Here is a 22,312-nt window from a genome sequence, read left to right on the forward strand (position 1 = left end):
TATTCAATACATTTGAATAGATTATATGTAATCCTTACATCATGAAAGAGCATTTGAAAAATGATTCAGTGAACATAAGCCATCTATTGGACATTATAAAAAAACAAAGTACTGAATATCTGAACAGTCTTGCAGACAGACCAACCTCTATCACTAGCACGTTTATATCAGAAGCAATAGATATTCCGGAGTATGGCTACGGAACGGAAGAAGTCATAAAACTATTCAATAAAAGATTTGAACCTATTATGGTAGGGTCGGCTGGACCGAGATATCTTGGATTTGTTACCGGAGGCGCTACTCCAGCTTCTGTGGCAGGTGATTGGCTTACTAGCATTTATGACCAAAATACCCAATCCACAAAAGGCCAGGGAGATATTTCAGCAAATGTAGAAATGGAAACAATAAAGCTTATCCTGGAGCTGTTGGAACTTCCTGATAGCTTTTTAGGTGGTTTTGTAACAGGAGCAACAATGTCGAATTTTACCTGTCTGGCAGTTGCCCGTCAATGGCTGGGAAAAGAAAAAGGAAGAGATTTTGCTAAAGAAGGAATTTCTGAAACCATCAAAGTGCTTACGGCAACTCCCCACTCTTCATCTATAAAGTCTTTATCTCTTTTAGGGATGGGCAGCAATAACATCATCAAAATTAGAACAGATGGGGATGATCGTGAAGCCATTTCTATTAAAGATCTGGAAGAACAAATTATAAAGCTAAATGGTGAACCGTTTATATTGATCTCCAGCGGAGGAACAGTAAATACTGTGGATTTTGATGATTTTATACAAATAAAAAGTTAAAGGAAACATATAATTTCTGGTGGCATATTGATGCAGCATTCGGAGGTTTCGCAGCCTGTTCTGATCATTATAAGCATCTTGTTGAAGGTTGGGAGTATGCAGACAGTATTACCATAGATTGTCATAAATGGCTGAATGTACCTTACGAAAGTGCTATATTTCTGGTAAAACAACAATATAATATTTTGCAGGTAGAAACTTTTCAGAACTCAAATGCTCCCTATTTAGTTGATCCGCTGGCTGATTTCAGTTATTTAAATTTTCTTCCTGAGAACTCAAGACGATTAAAGGCGCTTCCTGCCTGGTTTTCTATAATGGCCTATGGTAAGCAAGGATATCGGGACATTGTAGAAAATAATGTTTCACTGGCCCGAAATTTTGGAATACTGATTGAAAATAGCAATGATTTTAAACTTTTAGCTCCAGTACGCCTCAATACAGTATGTTTTACTCTCAAAGATGATGACAAACAGAGTGAGGTAGGAAGATTTCTTGAAATGCTTAATCATACAGGAAAAGTTTTTATGACTCCCACTTTTTATAATCAGCATAAAGGCATCCGTGCAGCTTTTGTCAATTGGAAAACCACAGAAACAGATGTTCAATTAATCTTTGATACGATGAACAATATTATTACACAGTTAAAATAAAATTTTAATGCCACGAATACCTTTTGCAAATCTAAAGGTATTCGTGGCAAAAAAATAGGGGTTTTATTCTGGAATCAGATCGCAGAACCAGAAAACATATTCTTCATCCTCATCCTCCGGATTGGTTTTCGGTTTAGGATATGTCTTTTTTACTGTTTCTCCAATTTCAAACTGAACCGGACTTTTAAAAATAGGGCCATCAAAAGTAAACGTATGAAATTCCCCATTTTCTCCACAAGGATCTACATTTTCAGGAAGATCATCAAGGAACTGCTGGTCAATGATTCTTCCCGCAAAGCTTTTATCAAGATAAGTACCATTTACACAGGTTACAATTGTTTTAAATCCCAATTTTAAAAATTCCCGGATGAGGTCTGAGGTATTTTGTTTCCAAAGAGGAAAGACAGCCTGCATTCCGATGGTATTTAATTGTTTTTCCCTGTACTGGCGAAGATCTTCCAGAAAAATATCTCCGAAAATGGAATGGGTAATACCCTGAGCTTGTATTTCAGCCATTGTGGTATTCATTATTTCCTGATATTCTTCCATGGAAGGTTCTTTTGGGAGTTCCATTTTAATAAGGGGAATGCCAAGGAGGGAAGCTTGCTGCTCCAACAGAAGAATATGAACACCATGCATGGAAATTCTTTGAAACTCTTTATTAATGCTGGTTAAGAGGGTATAGACTTCATACTGATCTTCCTGTAAAATTTTGTGAAGAGCCAATGCAGAATCTTTTCCGCTGCTCCAATTAAATAAGGCTTTAGGCTTCATTACTCCAAATTTCTATTTATCCTGCAATTTTATGACAAAATTTGTAACATTTTGGTGATTTATAGAGTCTAATTGTTATAATAGACTTGAAAACACTCAAAATTAAACAGATTTAAAATAAAACACATGAAAAATCTATTGGTTGGGACGGCTGTCCTATTTTTCACGGGAATCGCGACCCCACTATTTTCGCAGAAAGCGGAAGCTCCAAAATTTGTAAACAATACAGAGGGAGTAAAAGAATATACCCTGGGTAACGGGATGAAAGTTCTTTTGATTCCGGATTCTTCACAAAGTAATATGGTGGTAAACATTATTTACAATGTAGGGTCTAAGCACGAAGGGTATGGAGAAAAGGGAATGGCTCATTTACTCGAGCACATGTTATTTAAAAGCACTAAGAAATTAGGGGATATTAAAAAACAATTGTCAGATAAAGGAGGTGATGCCAATGGGACAACCTGGTATGACAGAACAAATTATTACGAAATCTTTCCTTCCAGTGATGAAAACCTGAAATGGGCCTTAGAAATGGAAGCTGACAGAATGGTGAATGCAACGATTCTTCAATCTGATTTGGATAAAGAGTTTTCTGTAGTAAGAAACGAATTTGAGATCGGTGAAAATAATCCTGGATCCGTTTTAATGGAGCGTATAGTTTCCACGGCTTATTTATGGCACAACTATGGAAACAGTACCATTGGAAGTAAAGAAGATATTGAAAGAGTAAAAGCACCAACGCTTAGAAAATTCTATGAAAAACATTATCAGCCAGACAATGCTACTCTTGTTGTAGCAGGTAAATTTGATGAAAAACAGGCTTTAAATTATATTTCTCAATACTTCTCGGTGATTCCGCGACCTTCAAGAGTTTTAGATCAGACCTATACTGTAGAGCCTGCTCAGGACGGAGAACGTTTTGTAGAACTGAAGCGTTCAGGAGACAGCAAAATCGTTGGGGCATTGTATCATACAGCACCTTATGCAGATAAAGATTATGCTGCACTAGATGCGTTATCGGAAATTTTAACGGCAGATCCTTCAGGATACTTATATAAAGCCATGATTGATTCACATAAAGCAGCCTCTGTTTATTCTTACCAGCCAACGGTAAGAGATGCGGCATTTATGTATTTCGGTTTGGAAGTTCCTGCAGATAAAGATGTGAAAGCGGTAGAGGGCGAGTTCAGAGCAGAGCTGGATAAAGTTTCAACCATTAAGTATACAGAGCAGGATGTTGCAAGAGCAAAAGCTAAAATTTTAAAGCAAATAGAGAATACAAAAAACAACACAATCAATTTCGCGATTGAGCTTACTGAAATTGTTGGAGCTGGAAATTATAAGTTAGGAATGCTATACCGCGATACTATTGAAAAACTGACTTTGGCCGATATCCAGAGAGTTGCTGATAAATATTTTAAAACCAATAACCGGACAGTAGGGGTATTTGTGCCTGCTAAAGATGAGATAAGAGTTAAAAATATAGAATATTCTGATGGCCAGATTGCTGCTCTAACGAAAGATTACAAAGGAAAAGCTTTAGAAAAAGAAGTAGCTCCTTTTGAAGCAAGCATTAAAAACCTAAAAGCTAATCTTTCTGAAGGAAAATTAAGCAACGGAATGAAGTATGGAGTTATTAAGAAAGAAATTAAAGGTGGAAAAGTATTGGGAAGCTTCCGTTTTCCTGTAAGTAATGCCAAAGACTTAAGCGGAAAATCTCAAATAGGAGCTTTAATGGCCCAAGTAATGAAAACGGGGACTAAGACTCACACCAAAGAGCAGATTCAGGATATGCTGGATCAATGGAAATCTTCCATCAGCTTCTCATTCAAAGGGCAGACATTATCTGCTAATGTAAGTACATACAAAGAGCATTTACCGAAAGTAATGGATCTTATGAAAGAAATCCTTACAGAATCTAACTTCCCTGAAGCAGAATTAGCCAAAACCGTCAATGAATACAATACCTATCTGGAAGGTTCTTTAAATGACCCACAGGCATTGGCATTTACAGAGATTGGAAAAGTTACAGAAAACTATCCTAAAGAAAGTATTTATTATACTCCATCTTTCAAAGAACAGATTGAAGCCAATAAAACAATCAAAAGACAGGAGCTTGTAGACTTCTACAATAAGATTATAGGAAGTAATAATGGAGTAGGAACCATGATTGGAGATTTGGATTCAAAAACAGCTTCTTCATTAATGGAAAATACATTCGGGAAATGGAACTCCAAATCTAACTATGAACAAATCAAACCTGAGCTTTTTGCTACGAAAAAAGAAGATAAGGTCTATTTAACTCCGGATAAAGAAAACGGAGCTGCTGTTGGAAAGATTAGTTTCTCTATGAATAGACAGAGTGCTGATTATCCGGCATTATTGATTGCTAATGAAATGCTGGGTAGTGGAGGATTCATGACGGCAAGAATTCCTATGAGACTGCGTGAAAAAGAAGGAATCAGTTATGGAGCAGGTTCATATATGGGCGTTCCGGCAGATAATGATGTAGCATCATGGGGCTGGTATGCATTCTTTAATCCAACTAAAAAAGATGCTGTAAACAAAGCCTTAAAAGAAGAGGTGAATAAAGCGGTGAAAGAAGGGTTTACTGAGGAGGAATTTAAATCTAACTTAACTTCATGGCTGACTTCAAGAAAAACAAGCTTAGGAAATGATAGTACCCTGATGGGGCTTGTCAACTCTCAGCTTCAATATGGAATTCCTTTGGAGGATTATGATACACTGGAAGCAAAAGTTTCAGCCTTAAAGGTAGGTCAGGTAAACGATGTTCTTAAAAAATATATCAGTGAAGATAAGCTGACTTCTGTTTTTGCAGGGGATTTTAATAAGAAATAATTTCAGACACATATAAAGAAAAACCGCAGAGTCCTCTGTGGTTTTATTTTTTTAATATCTTTGATAATAACTTCTATTATCGTTCTTTCAGCTTCCTGCATTTTACTTAATATCTTTTATTTTCAATTTCTCTGATAGGGATAAAATCACCATTGAAATAATCAATTTTCATTTCATAAGGAGCAATAGGAGTACTCATGATAGAAACTCCCACACTTCCATAGGAGAATGAGGGGAGAATGTTTAAATTAGGCGAATTGGGATTTAACTTTATCTTTCCGGCAAAATAATAATCGTTGTCTTTCTTCTCAGCTTTTGTAAACAGGTTTTCTACGGAAAGATAGGGATAAAGCTCACCTTTGTATATAATTGCATAGATATTGTCTTTTTTAATCTCTTTTTCTTTGCCATCCACTGTTTCATAGATTCTTACTATTTTAGGAGCATTACCATAGAATTTCACATGGGTAATTTCTTTATTGGGCAGCTGATTTTTTAAAGCCTGATAATCATTATATACTCCATCTTTCAATGCAGAAGCGTTGAAAATACTGATAGATTCTTTAGCAGCACCTTCAAAGTCTTTAATTTGCTGATAGGTGTAATGATGGCTGGTTTGTGGTTTTTTAGAGGCATTTACAGCAATAAGATCAACAAGGAACTCACTGCCTTTCTGAAGCATTTCTTTGGTAACATCGGACTTCGCCTTGTGGTCAATGATATGGTTCACCTGATCCATTAAAGAATAAGTGCCATCCTCATTTTTTGAAAATAAAAATGCCTGAAAATAACAATAGACGTGAACGGCGATTTCAGAAAAATAAAGCTGTCTAAGGTATACGACTAAAGTTCCGTTTTCTGCATTCTCTCCATTGAGACTGTTTAAAACATTTTGAAACTGATCAGAAAGGGGCTGGGCAGCAAACAAATTGGCAGGGTTATTTAAAAGTCCGGTTCGGATAGTTCCTAATGAAGTAGTATCCATTCTTCGGTCAAGAAGTATAATGGTTTTATAATAACTTTTATCTAGCTTCTTAGTGGGAAGGCTGATGGTAAATTCTTCAGGTTTCTTCTGTGCCATTATTAATGTTGTAAAACACAAAACAGCTAAAAGTAAAAATCTTTTGAAATCGTTTTTCATAATTATTGTCTTTTGTGATGGTTTGGATGGGAATAAATAATGGTCAGGTTTATTTTCGATAGGCTGCAATAGCTCCATTTTCAAAATAATAATCGGAACCAAAAAGTTCTTCCGCATAGATTTCAGGTAGAAAATAGGAGTCAATCTTATGTTCTTGCTGGTATTGTTCAAACTCTTTTTTAGTGATTTCCTCACCATCCAGGAAATAAATGAAGTCTTTATTTTTAGGATTATAAGGCCAGTTTTTAGCCTGTTCCAGATTGAGATTCAGTGTACCATCTTCTTTAATGTGTTTCCTATTAACTAAAAGAAAATATTTGTTGTCGTTCAGAACTCCATTTTGAGAATCTGTTTCTTCAAAAACGAATATATTGCTCATTCTGACATTATCTTCAGGAATATTGATCTGATTTTTTGAAAAAGAGCTGGATCTGAACCTTTTAAAAGGAGTAAGAATAGTAATAAACTGATAGTTGATGAGGTTTCCTGTATTTCCTGAAGGCTTTATGTTCAAATTTCTGGTGATGACTGGTTCAGGGTAATCATAGTCTATATTATCTGGTCTGTGGGCGACCATAATCATTCCCTGAATTTCTGCAACACCTAAGGTATCTATTTTCCTTTTTTGTGCGTTGAGGTTTGAGGTAAATAAAATAGACAGAAAGATTCCTCCGGCAATTTTTCTGAAAGGCAGCTGAAAAAAATTGTATTGGGTTTCTGATTTTTCTTCAGGAATATATAATCGATGGAGTTGGATCCTCCCACAAACAGAACTATTGGATTGTAATAAAGATTTAATCTCATCATCTGTTTTATCTGAGAGATCATATACTTTCTTTGCACAAAGATCACAAAAGCTTCCACCGGAAATTTCCTGCATATCTTCCCGGGCAACAGAGCAAGGTTCTTTAATTTGAAAATCCTTTTTCATGACTGTTAGTTTTTGTTAGATTAAAAGTACGAAAAAACCTCAAAGAAAATTCCTTGAGGTTTTAATTTATAGTTTTTGTAATCAATGATCTACTTACATATTTCTTCTGTACTTACCACCCACTTCAAATAACGCGTTGGTGATTTGTCCTAAAGAACAGAACTTAACCGCATCAATCATTACTTCAAATAAGTTTTGCTGATTGATTGCTGCGTGCTGTAGTTTTCTCAATGCTTCTTCAGATTTTGTTTCATTCGCTTTCTGGAAGTTGTGAAGGGATTCAATCTGTGCCTGCTTTTCCTCTTCAGTAGAGCGGATAACCTCTCCCGGAAGTACTGTTGGAGAACCATCTTTTCCAAGGAAGGTATTCACCCCGATGATTGGATATTCCCCGGTGTGCTTCAGCCATTCATAATGCATAGATTCTTCCTGAATTTTAGAACGCTGGTACATGGTTTCCATAGCTCCCAATACACCGCCTCTTTCAGTAATTCTGTCAAATTCAGCATACACCGCTTCTTCCACAAGGTCAGTGAGCTCTTCAATAATGAATGATCCCTGAAGCGGGTTTTCGTTTTTAGCAAGACCTAATTCTTTATTGATAATCAGCTGAATCGCCATTGCTCTTCTTACAGATTGTTCTGTAGGAGTCGTAATCGCTTCATCATAAGCATTCGTGTGAAGTGAATTACAGTTGTCGTAGATCGCATAAAGCGCCTGTAACGTTGTTCTGATATCGTTGAAATCAATTTCCTGTGCGTGAAGAGAACGTCCTGAAGTCTGGATGTGGTATTTCAACATCTGGCTTCTTTCGTCAGCACCATATTTAAGTTTCATTGCTTTTGCCCAGATTCTTCTTGCTACACGTCCGATCACTGAATACTCAGGATCAATACCGTTAGAAAAGAAGAATGACAAGTTTGGAGCAAAATCATTGATGTCCATTCCTCTTGACAGGTAGTATTCCACATAAGTGAAACCGTTTGCCAGTGTAAATGCAAGCTGAGAAACCGGGTTAGCTCCTGCTTCGGCAATGTGATATCCTGAAATAGAAACAGAGTAGAAGTTTCTTACTTTTTCCTTGATGAAGTATTCCTGAACGTCACCCATTAATCTTAGAGCAAATTCAGTAGAAAAGATACAGGTATTCTGAGCCTGATCCTCTTTTAAAATATCAGCCTGAACAGTACCGCGAACCGTAGCAATTGTTTTAGCCTTAATTTCAGCGTATACATCAGCAGGGATAATTTCATCACCCGTTAATCCTAAAAGCTGCAATCCCAATCCGTTATTGGATGGAGGAAGTTCACCTTTATATTTTGGTCTTTCTAAACCTTTATCATCGAATTTTTCTTTAAGCTTAGCTTCAACTTTGGATTCCAGTCCATTTTCTTTAATGTATTTTTCTACATTCTGGTCAATGGCAGCGTTCATGAAGAAAGCTAACAACATTGGTGCAGGTCCATTGATCGTCATGGAAACAGAAGTCAATGCATTCACCAAATCAAATCCTGAATATAGTTTTTTAGCATCATCCAGTGTTGCAATAGAAACCCCGGCATTACCAATTTTTCCGTAGATATCCGGTGGTAAAGCAGGATCCTGCCCATATAATGTTACTGAGTCAAATGCTGTAGACAGACGTTTTGCAGGCATTTCGGCCGATACATAATGGAATCTTCTGTTGGTTCTTTCCGGACCGCCTTCTCCAGCAAACATCCTTGTTGGATCTTCACCTGTTCTCTTGAAAGGATAAATTCCGGCAGTATATGGGAAGCTTCCTGGCAGGTTTTCCTGTCCTTTCCATTGAATCAGATCACCCCAGTCGTTGTATTTTGGTAAAGCAATTTTCGGTATTCTTAAGTGAGATAAAGATTCCGTAGATGTTTCTACCTTAATCTCTTTTCCTCTTACAAAATAGGAGTAAAACTCTGCATGGAAAGCTTTTTTCGTATCATCCCATGTTTTCAGGAAGTCAATATTTTCCTGTTGAAGTTCTTTTTCAGCCTTTTGGTATTCAGCATCTAAAACTTCGTTGGAAATGATATTTTTTACCCCTTCAATATGATATAGTTTTCTTGCAAGTTCAGCCTGTTTTTCGACATTAGCATCATATTGTTTATTGTTTTCGACAATTTCAGAAAGGTAGCGAACTCTTTTTGGTGGAATAATGGTTACTTCATCTGTAATTTCCTGTTCCACAAAAGTGCTAAGGCCCAGATCTGTAAACTTCTCATTTACTTTTGAAACCAATCTGTTGTAAAGTTCTGTTGTCCCATGGTCATTGAACTGGGATGCCTTTGTAGCATACACAGGCATCTCTTCCAATGGGCTTTCCCATAAAAGATGATTTCTCTGGAACTGCTTTCTTACAGCCTGAAGCGCATCAAGAGCTCCACGTTTGTCAGATTTGTTTAAAGCAACCAGGTCAGCATAATCTAGCATGTCGATTTTTTCCAGCTGAGTAGAAGCTCCATATTCAGGAGTCATTACATACATAGAGACATCTGCAAAGTCAGAAACCTCTGATCCAGACTGGCCAATTCCTGAAGTTTCAAGAATGATTACATCCGGATGAGCCAATTTCAATACATTTAATGCAGAATGAATGAATGGCGAAACTGAAACATTGTTTTCTCTCGTTGCCATTGAACGCATATAGACTCTTGGATCATTGATGGCGTTCATGCGGATTCTGTCTCCAAGAAGTGCACCTCCTGTTTTCTTTTTAGAAGGGTCAATAGAAATGATGGCTATTTTTTTATCGGTGTTGGAACGCAGGAAACGTCTTACCAGTTCATCCGTTAAAGATGATTTTCCGGCTCCTCCGGTTCCTGTAATCCCTATAATCGGAATATTTAAATCTTTTGATTTCTCATCAATAGCCTTTACCAATTCAGGTTTTTCTTCTGAAAAGTTTTCCACAGCAGAGATAATTCTGGCAATGCTTGTAGAATTTTCAAAACTGATGGAATCCAGATCATCCGCGGTTACATCTTTTCCTGTCGCAAAATCCGAACGGTGTACCAAATCATCAATCATTCCCTGAAGACCAAGTTCACGGCCATCATCCGGAGAATAAATTCTATCAATCCCGTAAGACATCAAATCTTTAATCTCTTCCGGAAGGATAACACCGCCGCCGCCGCCGAAAATTTTGATCTGTGGTGAGTTTTTTCTCTTAAGAGGTCATAAATATATTTGAAATATTCATTGTGACCACCCTGATATGAAGTTAATGCAATCGCATTGGCATCTTCCTGGATCGCTGTGTTTACAACTTCCTCTGCTGATTTGTCATGTCCTAAGTGAATCACTTCACATCCAGTTCCCTGGATGACACGACGCATAATATTGATCGCAGCATCATGTCCGTCAAATAATGACGCAGCGGTTACGATTCTTACCTTGTTGGTTGGAGTATATTTTTGGGTTTCCATAAAAATTCTAGAAAGTTTCTAAGTTTTCAAATATAATAATAAAAAAAGAACCTTGTGTTTGATTTTATTGTATTGATTATCATTTGCTTGGGTTGCCTTATTTAATAAAATAGCTCCGATTTTAGGTTTGAGAATTTAAAAGTCTTCAGGTTCGGTAGTTACAGAATTAAAAATGACTTGTCAATTTTTTTTGGAAATTGATATATCCTTAGTTTCTCAAATTAAAATTTCTACTTTTGCACCATATTTTACAGACATGCAGAAAGCCTTAATATATTTCGCGTTGGGAACCGTAGTAAGCTTCCTTATCAATTATTTCCTTTTAAGTTCAGAGAATATCGGCCTGGAATTTTATTATGCCGTTGCCTTTGGAGCTGCCTGGGGCATTGCTTATTATCTGGATACCCCGGATTTTACATTACCTAAAAAATTAGGTTTATCCTTTGTGGTGATGGGGATTTTGGTTGTAGTAGGAACTTTAATTTTTAAGCTTGAACTGGCTATTCCATCTATACTGAAATTCTCAATGGTTTTTGTAGCCTATTATGTAATCGCAAGCTTTAGAGCAACTAAGTCATTAAGAAAATAAAAAAGAGGCTGTCTGATACGACAGCCTCTTTTTTTATTTAGTGGAGCATCAGGAAGCTTACCAATGCTAATCCTGTAGCTAAGAATATGAATGCAAACAGATTGAGAAAGAATATAATTCCACCAATCATAATACTTACAATACCATGTGATTTGTAGACCCGGCGATGGGCAATAAAAAAATAAATCAATCCGTATGTTGAAATTGCAAATATAAAAAGTGAGATTAGAAAAGGAAAAAATGTATATCCTGCTAATAAGTCTGCTGCTTTAATGAACAGAGCTAATAGCAAAATACTCACAAGTAAAAATGAAAAATAATGCAATGTAAAAATGCCATGATCAAAATACCACCATTTTTTCTTACTGTGGAATATCCATAAAAAGAATGCAAAAATGGGAAGATAAATGAATAAGGCTTTGGGAAGGTTATGGAAAGATGTTTCTACCAGATTTCTCAGAATATCTCCTTTTTTAACTCCTTCTTCTTTCAAACTAAAAAACTTACGGGCAAACGGATCATTGATAAAACTGAAAAGGTTTTTTTTATCAGCAGTTCCTTTATCATATTCTTCCTGAGTTTTGTATCCCAAAAAACCTGAATTATCAGATATTTTATTATCAGTATCCATTGTGCTTATAAGACCTTCTTGGAAACTTCCTTTTTTCAGGGAATCTTGAATAAAAGACTGTGCTTTATTGAGTTCAGCTATTTTTGCTGAGTCTTTTATCTGCTGTTTTTCTGCTTCAATTCCATTAACAATGTTCTGTACAACTGGGTTTTTGGATGTATTATTCTGCGCAACGTCGTGTTTCTTTTTTTCAGTATGCCCATAATTGATTTTGAAAGGAGGAAATAGAGCAAATAGGAAGAATGTAATAAAGCTGACAAAAATATAGAGTTTTACAGGGGGTACAAATTTCTGTCTCTTGCCTTCAAGATAGGTGTTCGTTAGTTTACCTGGTTTAAATAACAGATTTTTTACGGTTCCCCAGAACTGGCCGTCATAATGAGTGAAATCTTCAATGAAATGGGTAAAAAGAAAATAGAAGGGTTGTCTACGCTCAGTATTTTCCTGTCCGCAATGAGGGCAGAATCTTTCTTCTACTTGATGCCCGCAGTTCAGGCAGGTTTTATCTTCTCGGATCTTTCCGTGGCTCATGGTACATGTTTGTACAACAAAGATAAATATTTCGGGAAATAAATAAAGAGATCGATAAGCTTTTGAAGAAATTCTTAAAGAAAAATTAAAATTGAGGACTTATTACTCCTGATAGAAGTGAAGATAGGTATAATTAATATTGAATACTGAAAGCAACTTAAAATAAAGAACCTTTGGATACAGGTTATGAAATAAGAGAATAAACTTTTATGGAAATTTCAGCGAAAAGGTAATAAAGAAAGAGTTGAGGGAAAAAACTCTTACTTTATCATAATTTGTGTTTTTAGAATCTTCTAAACGTTTTTTTCATCGCCACAACATTTTACAAGTTTTATGCCAAAAATATAAATAATGTTAAAATCTATTGTTAGTCGGCTGAATAGCAGATGTTATACAGATTAAATGAAATATGTTTTTGGGTTACAAAAATAATTTGTACCTTTGCACACCCTTTTAGGGGTAAATTATGTTTAATCTTTAACTAAAACGTGTGAATACATTAAGTTACAAAACTGTTTCAGCGAACAAAGCTACTGCTAATAAAGAATGGGTTGTGGTAGACGCTGAAGGACAGCCGTTAGGAAGACTAGCTTCTACGGTTGCAAAGATTTTGAGAGGTAAGCACAAAACGAACTTTACACCTCACGTAGATTGTGGTGATAACGTGATCGTTTTGAATGCTGGGAAAATTACACTTTCCGGAAACAAGTGGGCTGATAAGACTTATATCTGGCATACAGGATATCCTGGTGGACAGAAGTCTATGACTGCGGCTGAACTTCAAAAGAAAGATTCTTTAAAGGTATTAGAGAAATCTGTAAAAGGTATGTTACCTAAAAACAGATTAGGTGCTGCTATCCTTAAGAACCTTTATTTATATGAAGGAACTGAGCACAAACATGAAGCTCAACAGCCTAAAACAATTAATGTTAACGAATTTAAATAATTAATTATGTCTATAGTTCACAAAATCGGAAGAAGAAAAACTTCTGTAGCAAGAGTTTATGTAAGACCAGGTTCTGGAAACATTACAGTAAACGGTAAAGATGCTAAAGAATATTTCTCTACAGACGTGATGGTTTACAAATTAAACCAACCGTTCATCCTTTCTGAGACTGTTGGTCAGTATGACGTTACCGTAAACGTATTCGGTGGTGGTAATACAGGTCAGGCAGAAGCTATCAGATTAGGTATTTCTAGAGCTTTATGCGAAATCAACGCTGAGTTCAGATTAGCATTAAAGCCAGCTGGTTTACTTACAAGAGACGCAAGAATGGTGGAAAGAAAGAAGCCAGGTCAGAAAAAAGCAAGAAAGAGATTCCAATTCTCAAAACGTTAAGATTTCTTGTTGGCGAATGGCTTATGGCTATTGGCTGCAGAAATGTACTACATTTTATTTAAACTTAATCTCGGCGAAAAGCCTATTGCCAAAAGCGAAAAGCCAAACGCCCATTGCCCGTTATGTTTAGCATCCAAACGCTTCTCCCATCTAAAGAAGTTGTTGATTGTTTAAAAGACGGAAAGTAAACTAACAAAAACAGAAAACATGGCAAAAGCAAATGTAAAAGACCTTTTAGAGGCTGGCGTACACTTCGGTCACATGACTAGAAAGTGGAACCCAAATATGGCTCCATACATTTTTATGGAGAAGAACGGTATTCACATTGTAGACTTACATAAAACAGCAGTTAAATTAGATGAAGCGTGCAGCGCTTTAGAAAAATTAACTTCTGCAGGTAAAAAAGTTCTTTTCGTAGCTACTAAGAAGCAAGCGAAAGAAGTAGTTGCAAAACACGCTTCTGAACTTAATATGCCTTATATTACAGAAAGATGGCCTGGAGGTATGTTAACGAACTTCGTTACTATCAGAAAGGCGGTAAAGAAGATGAACTCTATCGACAAAATGAAAAAAGACGGTACGTTCGAAACTTTATCTAAAAAAGAAAGATTACAAGTTGACAGACAAAGAGCTAACCTAGAGAAGAACTTAGGTTCTATCGCTGACATGGTGAGACTTCCTTCTGCTGTATTTGTAGTTGACATCTTAAGAGAACACATCGCGGTAACTGAAGCTAAGAAACTTGGTATTCCAGTTTTCGGTATCGTTGATACAAACTCTGACCCTAGAAAAGTTGACTTCGTTATCCCAGGAAACGATGATGCTTCTAAGTCTATTGATATGATCCTTAGCGTAGTTTCTGAATCTATCAAAGAAGGTCAGTCTCAAAGAAAAGCTGATAAAGAAAAATCTAAAGAAGAAGGAGAAAAAGTATCTGCTGATACAGATGCTGATTTCGATGCTGAATAATTAAAGATTTTCTTTAATATAGGAAAAACGCTGGATTTCGATCCAGCGTTTTTTTGTTTTTATATATGGTCTCACACATCTTGCTGACAATTGAAGATTAATAAGGTATTTTATAATCCCATACAAGCCCAATAATGACTTTAAATCATTGTCTTGATATCTGTGGCGAAATGGGTAATAATGCGATAAGAGAGTAGAAATGAATTGTTTTTGATCAGTATATAAATAAAAACCTCACAAATCATTGTGAGGTCTATTTTTAGTTTCTAAGTGTTATAGAATAAGAGGTTGTTATAAACTTATTAGATTGATATCTTGAATTACAAACCATACCAGATAAGTTGTAGTTTTGATTTTTTAAGACCATTGTATAGCCTGTTTTTCCAGCACCTATGGGAATCTTTTTAAAGAAATTGTTTCCACTTATTGTTAATACCATATTGCAAGAAGAATTATTGTTAATTGAAATAGATGTTCTGGGATTGCCAGGGTCATCATTATTGAGAAGATCACTTAGAACTTCAGCTGTTTCAGGTTTATGAGTCTTCATCAGTTCATTATATTCTCTTTCTGTATTAGCTGCACTGCCGCTACCGGAATTGGTAGGGTAGGGATTTCTAATGGGATAACCACCATAATTAACACTACAGCTGGTAAGGATCATTGAAATCCCGGTAAGAACTAATAGCTTTTTCATACCTGTTTATTTTTTTGCTTTTCTTTTTTTAATGGTTTCTCAGGTGAAGCCTTTATCGCTGAGCTCTGCTGGGCTGCAGGCTGGGCAGGGTTATCTATGGTTACAAATATACTTCTTTTTATATCTTTTTGAGAGAAGTATTTCATGTCGCAGACATTACTATTCAGTGTATAAGAGCCTTTATTAACGATTATGAAGTTTTCTCCGTGAGCAGGAACTGCAAGATTATAATACTCTTTTCCTTCTATCCGGAGTACAATATTACAGTCTGAATTATTCTTAAATAAAAGGATTGATTCTTTTTTTGTAATGTCTTCATTAAGCATTGTATTCAGAAGCTGTGCGGTTTTCTCCTTATGCTCTGCTGATGTTTCGGCAATTAAGCGTTTAAATTCCTCCGCTTCGCTAGAATTGGGATCTTTCATCGCATTTTTAGGAATATCTGCAATAACAGGTCTTGCCTCCATAGGTTTAGCTGTACTTGCTCCTTTTGTCCACTCAGAGTTTTTTAATGCAATAAGTTTAGGCTTCAGCACGCTCTTTTTAGGATCGTCAGGGTGTGCGGTCTTAAGATATTCTTCAATTTCCTTGATATTTGTGCTTTTTAAAATGTCTTTACTGCTTTTCTGTGCATATGTAAAGCCGGGAGTAAGGAAAGTGAAAAATAAAATCGTCAAAAATTTTTTTTTCATCAATAGTGTTTGTTTATTTCATCAGTGGATCCGGAATTTTATATAGGTTATTGTTTTTCCTTTTGCTGAGAATAGTTGTTCATAATACGTTTGGATATCTCTCAAATGAGGCGTATTAGGATCATATTCCGGTGCACCGTAGATATCATGATGAGCAGTTATAATCTCATATCCAGCTCCCTGTAAGTATCCAAGTGTATATCCGTGAAGGAATTCCGAATCTGTTTTCAGATGGACAATCCCTCCTGGCTTCAGGAATTTTTTATAACGGGCTAAAAAGTCCGGGTGTGTTAATCTATGTTTTGTTCTTTTATATTTAATTTGTGGGTCTGGGAAGGTAATCCAGATTTCATCCACTTCATTTTCAGCAAAGAAATGATCTACAAGTTCAATTTGTGATCTTAGAAAGGCAACATTAGTCATCCCGTTTTCCACGGCCTCTTTTGCCCCGAACCAGAATCTTGCCCCTTTAATATCAATTCCGATAAAGTTCTTTTCAGGAAATGTTTTGGCTAATCCCACAGAGTATTCTCCTTTTCCACAGCCTAATTCCAGGACAATTGGGTTATCATTTTTAAAGAAATTTTCTCTCCATTTTCCCTTAAGCTCAAAGCCTTCCAAAGCCTCATCTCTTGTAGGTTGAATTACATTCGGTAATATCTTGTTTTCTGCAAATCTTGCTAATTTATTCTTGCCCATTGAGTCATTTATAAAATGAGTGCAAAAATAAGAAAATTTAAAGAGAATTGAGGTCTTTTAAAGCTAAAAGACCTATGGTGAAACTATTATATTGTTTTGATTATTTTGCTGTTGCGCTGCCTAATGCAACCATGATGGGTTTCTGAATGGTTTTTTGTGATGCATATTGCGCACCACATACCAGACTGGTAAAAAGATACTGCCCTTTTTCCACTACAATGGAGTTGTCTTTGTGAGCAGGAACAGCAAGCCTGTACTTTGTAGTTCCCACTCCTTCCATTCTTACGATAATATTACAGTCAGATTGGTTTTGAATAAGAACAATACATTCTTTGGCATTGGGATCATTATCAAATAATGAATTGAGGATCTTAACGGTTTTGTTTTGATGCTCAATGGGGGAAACATTCATCAGCATATTAAATTCTTCTGCTTCTGCATTAGGAATAGCTGTATTGGCGGCTGTGTTTACTACAAAAGTATTTTGTGGGGTACTTGGGGTATAGGTTTCCGTTGATTTTTTTGGCTGCAAGTTCTGCCTTGTATTTGGCAATTTGTTTTTGTTTGATAATGGCATTCATTTCATCAAAAGTGATCTTGGTAGAAGGCCGTCTTCTTAATAAAGCCAGCATTTCCTGCATGTCTTTTACTTTTTGATCTTCTGGATGGGCGTTTTTGATATATTCCTTCATCATTTCCATAACCCGGGGCTTCAATACTGATCTTCTGGGATCATCAGGATGAGCATCTCTTAAGAATGCATTGATCTCATAGATGTTATTGCTTTTCAGAATTTCGCTGTAATCTTTTCCCTTTTTTTGGGCAGACATACTGAAAAACAAGACCGAGGCAAGAAGTAAAAGTATTTTTTTCATTAATATAATATTAAGTTAAAAATGGGGTACTTTCCTTAATTTGTGTTTGGGTCAATTAGTCTTTTCTAGGATAACGAAATAGTATTGTTTTTATTTTAAACACGTGATCGTGATATAAAAGTAAGCATATTTGTAAATATAAATGAAATGTATTTTAAAAAACTTGAATGATTGATAATGAAAGGTTAATTTGATATAAAAGAAAAAACCATGTAAAGCTACATGGTTTTGATATCGATCTGAATTATTATTTTTCGGTCTGTTGAGGAGTTACGACCTCCTGAAGATGTGAGTTCTTTAATCTCTTCTGATAAATAGGCATATATTTTTCTATAGGAATTTTGATAGCTTCAAAGTTTCCTGCTAAAACATAGGGCTGTATATTTTCTGAGGTATACACAAATTGTAAAAAGTTATCGATCAGGTTTTCAGGAATCTTGAATTTTGTAAAATAATCTTTCCCTAAATAATTCTTAATCTGAGTGATCGAAGTATTCATATTCTCGTAAGCCTGATAGCGCTGTTTTTTCTTTCTTTCACCGGAAAGCATATCATAAATACTTTCAAGACTGAAGGTGAGCCCGCCATCTCTTAATCCGGCAACAGGAAGTTCCGGAGGCGTCCCGTCTCCTTTAGGCTCAGGAAGTCCAATCACTTTTTGATGGCTAATGCTTTATCTTCTTTTCGGAGAGAGTTTACATCATATCGTAGATTTCCGGTGGGTTTAAACCTGCTCAGCACAATTTCCTGAATTTCATAATAGGCTATTTTCAGCTCTACAAAATTCTTCTGCCCTAATAGCTGGGGAGTCATTTTAACATCTTTTCTTTCTGTAACAATGGAGGTAAAACGGATAACATCTCCGGGATTGGCAGAAACATTAAAATTACCATTATAATCAGCAAGAACAGTCTTTTGAGTATTAAGATTGGTAACATATACCTGATTAAGATAAAGGATGGAATTATCCCTTAGAAATACTTCTCCGGAATATATTTGAGCATTGATTTTTGCCAGAAAAATCAGCAGCAACAGAGTAAACAGTTTCTTCATATAATTGGCAAAATTACATAGAAATAAAGCAATTTGTGCTTATTTAGATAAGGAATAGTGGTTAAAGTTATATTAAACTTTAGTATTGAATTGTTAATGAATGTTATAAATATATTTTCGCGTTGAATATGAATTGGTATACTAGAAAAAAGGTTGAAAGAATATTCCTTTCCTTCAACCTTTTAAATGCTTTTTATCTATGTCTTACCAGCAGCCAGCTTGAGTATTTTATGGAAACTGTAGATCCAAATTCTGTCCAGCTGATAAAGTACCAATATGTGGCTGTGGGAGTATATCTTCCGCCAACTCTTCCATCCCAGGTAAACCGGTTTTCACGGGTTCCTCTGAAAAGTTCTGCTCCATATCGGTCAAAAATCCTGAAAACAAGATTTTCGTTTGACATTAATGCAGAATAGTCTATAGATTCATTCAGTCCGTCTCCATTGGGAGTGATGGTATTGATAAGATTAATAATGGCGAATTCTTTTTTCGCTTCACCACACATTTTAGAGTCTCTTACCACTACATAATGTGCCCCTCTTGGTACATTATAGAAAATATTTGAAGTTTGCCATACGACTCCATCCAATGAGTATTCATAAGGTGGATTACCGCCGCTGGCTCCAATTTTTACGGTTGTTCCTTCAATTTCAATGGAAGTGATGATGGGGATTGTGTATTCGGTAACGTTCACAGACTGCTTGTAGGTGCATCCGTTAGAGGTAAGTTCTACCCAATAACTACCGGCAGGTACATTAGTAATGGAAGGACTGGTCGCTCCAGTGCTCCATAAGTATTTATCGAATCCTGGGCCAGCATCTAATGTTGTTGTAGTTTTAGGACAGATGATCTGATCGGCCAGAAGGGATGATGTTTTAGGAATTTTAATAGTAATTTTAAGGGAAGCTACTTCAGGGCATACTCCATTTTTTTCAAAGCGGATGTAGAATGTCTGTGTGGTTGTAATATTTACAGTTGGAGCTAATGGGCTGACATTGTTTTGTGCATCCGCTAGGCTGCCATGAAAGGTAAAAGTAACATTTGGATCTACTATAAACATCGGAATAAATTGGGAAAGGGTTACCGTTTTTATTCCATCAAGATCATCATCACATACGTTTTCTGTTACAGACTGGCTTGCCAGCTTTATTTTGTCTCCAATACTGAATTTTAAAGGTTTGATAACAGGGGTACATCCATTAGGAGAATCTACTCTGATAAAAATTGTAGTGGTTGTAGTGTAGCTCCAGTTATTGGGAAGTGTATTAGCGTTTCCAGCATTTGCATCTGCTAAATTTGAGTAATATCTGACTGTGAAATTATTTGGCGTATTAAGTACAATAGCTGTGATATTAGAAAGATTGATATTGACTGTTCCATCGAAATTATCATCACAGAACACACCATTATAATTATCCGGAACAATGGCTTTATTATAAAGCGATAATGTTATCTGGGCAATGCTCTTACATCCTAAAGAATTTTTAACTACAACATAGATAATAGTACCATCTGCCGCTGAATAAACATTAGGATTGGTAATTTGAGCTGCTGGGTTTTCTGTTTGTGCATCTGCTAGGGTCGGATAATATGTTTTGTTAACCGGAGTGTTCGTTGTTACACTGGCTGTTGTAAGGTCAAATGTTCCCTTCCCGTTCACATCACAAGCAAATAATACTGAATTCGTAACAACGATAGCTTTAATATTGATATTGACAGTTACCGTTTCACAGTCAGGAAAGTCAGGATCATTTCCACAGAAAGTATAGGTAAAGGTATCAGTTCCAGCTGTGCCAGGAGTATTTACAGTATAGGTAATAATTCCGGTAGCAGGGTTTATTACTGCAGTTCCCAGGGTTGGTGGAGTGGTGATGGCTACAGTAGATGGCACAGGAATTTGTGAAGAAGTACTGAAGGCAGGAGTAATTACCTGTGAAGTACATATGTCATATGAGATATTGGTCTGCTTCATACAGTTCATCACTTTATATTGCTCAGTGACTAAAGGAGCGCAGCTTCCCATTGTTACAGAACAAGTATAATATCCGGATTGGGTAGGAGTGATAGAGGCGTTGTTGGCTCCTGAAATAGGTGTTCCGTTTCTATACCATTGGTAAGTGTCATAGATAATAGGATCTACAGTAAGTTCAATTCCGGGCACGCAGGATCCTCCTGATTTTAAAATAACGGGCTGCGTAGGAAAGCCTGCAAAGAAACCTCCATATCCTACCGCGTCACTTCCAGCAGTGATTCCTGCTGTAATGGCCTTACTTGAAACAATCGTTATGGTTCCTGTCACATTAGGAATTCCATAAGTAACCCAATTATTGGTCCCTGTCATATTGTAAGGACCTGTAGAGGCGGGTGGAGTCCCTCCATTTACTGTAACTATTGCCCCTTTTTCTGTGATAAGGTTCAGTTTTGTAGGGATATTAAGGACTCCGGACGGGTTTACATTAGAGTGAACAAAGTTTTCATTGATAAGTCCCAGTTCATTAATTTGTTTGGGAAGATAGCAGTTTAAAGACGGAATAAAATTGAATCCTCCGGTAGCTACTTCATTTCCTGTATTTGAATCTCCTGCTAAGATCTGATAAACATAGGCGTTCTTGGAAGTTCTAATGTATAAGTTATAATGACCGCCACCCTGAAGACTGTATTTAGTATCAGGAATTACAAAATATTTTCCTGTATTCAGTGTTGCAATAGGGGTTAATTCATTATTTACATAGATCTGAGTATTGTCTTGTGTAGCAATAATCAAAGCCCCTTCCATATTGGCTCCAATACTTCCGTTCCCTTTGACTAGAGCAAATTCACTTCCAAGCCTGTCAACAGGGACAGCCTGATCCATTAAAATATCGGAGCTGGTTGGGAAATTTCCGGCATACTGACCATTGAAGTTTCCATTGGTAACATTAATTGGTTTGTTTGAGGTGATTTTAGCTCCAATAAATCCATCAAAGTTGCCGGCAATATTTCCAATACCATCAAGAATATAGGATTGCCCTTTGTTTAAAGCTATATTTATGGTAGGGTTGGTAGCTCCTGTGGTCCCATTTGAGAACTGCACAAGAGGGCTGTAGCCTGTAATGGTAACCGTAGTATTATCTTCTGTAGCCAGAATACTGGTCATGAAATTAAGAATCTCATTACTTACACTGATAGGAGCTGATGCCGCAAAGAAACTCTTTCCTGTTGAAGGAATCCCCTTAGAAGTAATGATTTCTGCATGATTAAATACTGAAAATCTTAAGTTCGCATAAAACGGAAATTCAGCTTTCAGGTATAATCCTTTTGTAGTGGAAGTAAACAAATCTGTCTGCTGAGTGGTAATAATATAATTTCTTAAGACATCAAATTTCTGCGGATTATTTTTACTGATATTGACTGTCCCGATCAAAACATTATTATTATAGATACTCACCGGAAATGGTGTGGTTCGGCTGGTAGAAAGATAAAGTTTCTGATAAGGAGAGGGTGCTCCTGACCTGTCTATCATTGGAGCAAACCAATGTTCCCTGTCTAATTGTGCAAAAACAGAGGTGAATATGTGAAATATAAATAAAAAAGATAGAATTTTTCTCATTCAGTGATCGTATTTATCACAAATTTAATAATAAAAAACATTGAAGTATTGAA

The 22,312-nt window shown here is 36.2% G+C and carries 19 protein-coding genes and 1 pseudogene; 7 read left to right on the forward strand and 13 right to left on the reverse strand.

Annotation, left to right across the window (positions count from 1 at the left end):
• The first annotated feature begins 86 nt into the window (after positions 1-86).
• On the forward strand, positions 87-800 hold the full coding sequence (locus tag H5J24_RS25805; protein ID WP_346729939.1) for a pyridoxal-dependent decarboxylase: 714 nt from the start codon (positions 87-89) through the stop codon (positions 798-800).
• Positions 801-826: 26 nt separating this feature from the next.
• Positions 827-1,450: a pyridoxal phosphate-dependent decarboxylase family protein gene (locus H5J24_RS25810; protein WP_346729979.1), complete on the forward strand. Its 624-nt coding sequence runs from the start codon at positions 827-829 to the stop codon at positions 1,448-1,450.
• A gap of 63 nt (positions 1,451-1,513) precedes the next feature.
• Here the strand turns inward: H5J24_RS25810 and H5J24_RS00305 are convergent, their stop codons facing one another.
• Complete coding sequence (locus H5J24_RS00305; RefSeq protein WP_068944956.1) at positions 1,514-2,224, reverse strand: Dph6-related ATP pyrophosphatase; 711 nt, start codon at positions 2,222-2,224, stop codon at positions 1,514-1,516.
• A 126-nt stretch (positions 2,225-2,350) separates the two neighbouring features.
• Between H5J24_RS00305 and H5J24_RS00310 the strand changes: the two genes are divergently transcribed.
• Positions 2,351-5,083 (forward strand): M16 family metallopeptidase, encoded by a 2,733-nt coding sequence (locus H5J24_RS00310; protein WP_082811301.1) that lies wholly within the window; start codon positions 2,351-2,353, stop codon positions 5,081-5,083.
• Between the two features lie 106 nt (positions 5,084-5,189).
• Here the strand turns inward: H5J24_RS00310 and H5J24_RS00315 are convergent, their stop codons facing one another.
• The 4 genes from H5J24_RS00315 to H5J24_RS26080 all read right to left on the reverse strand — a co-directional run bounded on the left by H5J24_RS00315 (position 5,190) and on the right by H5J24_RS26080 (position 10,595).
• Positions 5,190-6,164, reverse strand: a complete 975-nt coding sequence (locus H5J24_RS00315; RefSeq protein ID WP_068944954.1) for a hypothetical protein — start codon at positions 6,162-6,164, stop codon at positions 5,190-5,192.
• 109 nt (positions 6,165-6,273) lie between these two features.
• On the reverse strand, positions 6,274-7,155 hold the full coding sequence (locus H5J24_RS00320; protein WP_068944953.1) for a hypothetical protein: 882 nt from the start codon (positions 7,153-7,155) through the stop codon (positions 6,274-6,276).
• 93 nt (positions 7,156-7,248) lie between these two features.
• Entirely contained in the window at positions 7,249-10,260 is a 3,012-nt protein-coding gene (locus H5J24_RS00325; RefSeq protein WP_429832045.1) for a methylmalonyl-CoA mutase family protein, read from the reverse strand.
• The gene (locus H5J24_RS26080) at positions 10,260-10,595 is read right to left on the reverse strand and encodes a cobalamin-dependent protein (RefSeq protein ID WP_429832047.1); all 336 of its coding nucleotides are present in this window, start codon (positions 10,593-10,595) and stop codon (positions 10,260-10,262) included. Before H5J24_RS26080 ends, H5J24_RS00325 begins: the two co-directional genes overlap by 1 nt.
• 172 nt (positions 10,596-10,767) lie before the next feature.
• Here H5J24_RS26080 and H5J24_RS00330 point away from each other — a divergent pair, with 172 nt between their 5' ends.
• The gene (locus H5J24_RS00330) at positions 10,768-11,184 is read left to right on the forward strand and encodes a hypothetical protein (RefSeq protein ID WP_315094549.1); all 417 of its coding nucleotides are present in this window, start codon (positions 10,768-10,770) and stop codon (positions 11,182-11,184) included.
• A gap of 37 nt (positions 11,185-11,221) precedes the next feature.
• Here the strand turns inward: H5J24_RS00330 and H5J24_RS00335 are convergent, their stop codons facing one another.
• Positions 11,222-12,346: a DUF3667 domain-containing protein gene (locus H5J24_RS00335; RefSeq protein ID WP_068944950.1), complete on the reverse strand. Its 1,125-nt coding sequence runs from the start codon at positions 12,344-12,346 to the stop codon at positions 11,222-11,224.
• A 490-nt stretch (positions 12,347-12,836) separates the two neighbouring features.
• Here H5J24_RS00335 and rplM point away from each other — a divergent pair, with 490 nt between their 5' ends.
• The 3 genes from rplM (at position 12,837) to rpsB (ending at position 14,654) form a co-directional block, all read left to right on the forward strand.
• The gene (gene rplM / locus H5J24_RS00340) at positions 12,837-13,292 is read left to right on the forward strand and encodes a 50S ribosomal protein L13 (RefSeq protein WP_027375420.1); all 456 of its coding nucleotides are present in this window, start codon (positions 12,837-12,839) and stop codon (positions 13,290-13,292) included.
• Positions 13,293-13,298: 6 nt separating this feature from the next.
• On the forward strand, positions 13,299-13,685 hold the full coding sequence (rpsI, locus tag H5J24_RS00345) for a 30S ribosomal protein S9 (protein WP_047373582.1): 387 nt from the start codon (positions 13,299-13,301) through the stop codon (positions 13,683-13,685).
• A gap of 207 nt (positions 13,686-13,892) precedes the next feature.
• Positions 13,893-14,654 carry a 30S ribosomal protein S2 gene (rpsB, locus tag H5J24_RS00350; RefSeq protein WP_034692922.1) on the forward strand — a complete coding sequence of 254 codons (762 nt, stop codon included), beginning with the start codon at positions 13,893-13,895 and terminating at the stop codon, positions 14,652-14,654.
• 259 nt (positions 14,655-14,913) lie between these two features.
• On the opposite strand, the gene H5J24_RS00355 is transcribed toward rpsB, so the two are convergent.
• From H5J24_RS00355 to H5J24_RS00385, 7 genes and pseudogenes are all read right to left on the reverse strand, one after another.
• Positions 14,914-15,351, reverse strand: coding sequence for a DUF6759 domain-containing protein (locus tag H5J24_RS00355; protein WP_068944949.1), 438 nt, complete (start codon positions 15,349-15,351; stop codon positions 14,914-14,916).
• Complete coding sequence (locus H5J24_RS00360) at positions 15,348-16,043, reverse strand: DUF6759 domain-containing protein (protein WP_232815959.1); 696 nt, start codon at positions 16,041-16,043, stop codon at positions 15,348-15,350. The genes H5J24_RS00355 and H5J24_RS00360 overlap by 4 nt, the downstream gene beginning before the upstream one ends.
• A gap of 21 nt (positions 16,044-16,064) precedes the next feature.
• Complete coding sequence (trmB, locus tag H5J24_RS00365; RefSeq protein ID WP_068944947.1) at positions 16,065-16,742, reverse strand: tRNA (guanosine(46)-N7)-methyltransferase TrmB; 678 nt, start codon at positions 16,740-16,742, stop codon at positions 16,065-16,067.
• A 100-nt stretch (positions 16,743-16,842) separates the two neighbouring features.
• Positions 16,843-17,295, reverse strand: coding sequence for a DUF6759 domain-containing protein (locus H5J24_RS00370; protein WP_232815960.1), 453 nt, complete (start codon positions 17,293-17,295; stop codon positions 16,843-16,845).
• Entirely contained in the window at positions 17,183-17,617 is a 435-nt protein-coding gene (locus H5J24_RS00375; protein ID WP_232815961.1) for a hypothetical protein, read from the reverse strand. Before H5J24_RS00375 ends, H5J24_RS00370 begins: the two co-directional genes overlap by 113 nt.
• A gap of 247 nt (positions 17,618-17,864) precedes the next feature.
• Positions 17,865-18,670 (reverse strand): annotated as a pseudogene (locus H5J24_RS26085) (hypothetical protein).
• Positions 18,671-18,863: 193 nt separating this feature from the next.
• The gene (locus H5J24_RS00385) at positions 18,864-22,259 is read right to left on the reverse strand and encodes a T9SS type B sorting domain-containing protein (RefSeq protein WP_068944945.1); all 3,396 of its coding nucleotides are present in this window, start codon (positions 22,257-22,259) and stop codon (positions 18,864-18,866) included.
• Positions 22,260-22,312 lie beyond the last annotated feature (53 nt).

The organism is Chryseobacterium capnotolerans (assembly GCF_021278965.1).
In the GTDB taxonomy this organism is placed as follows: domain Bacteria; phylum Bacteroidota; class Bacteroidia; order Flavobacteriales; family Weeksellaceae; genus Chryseobacterium; species Chryseobacterium capnotolerans.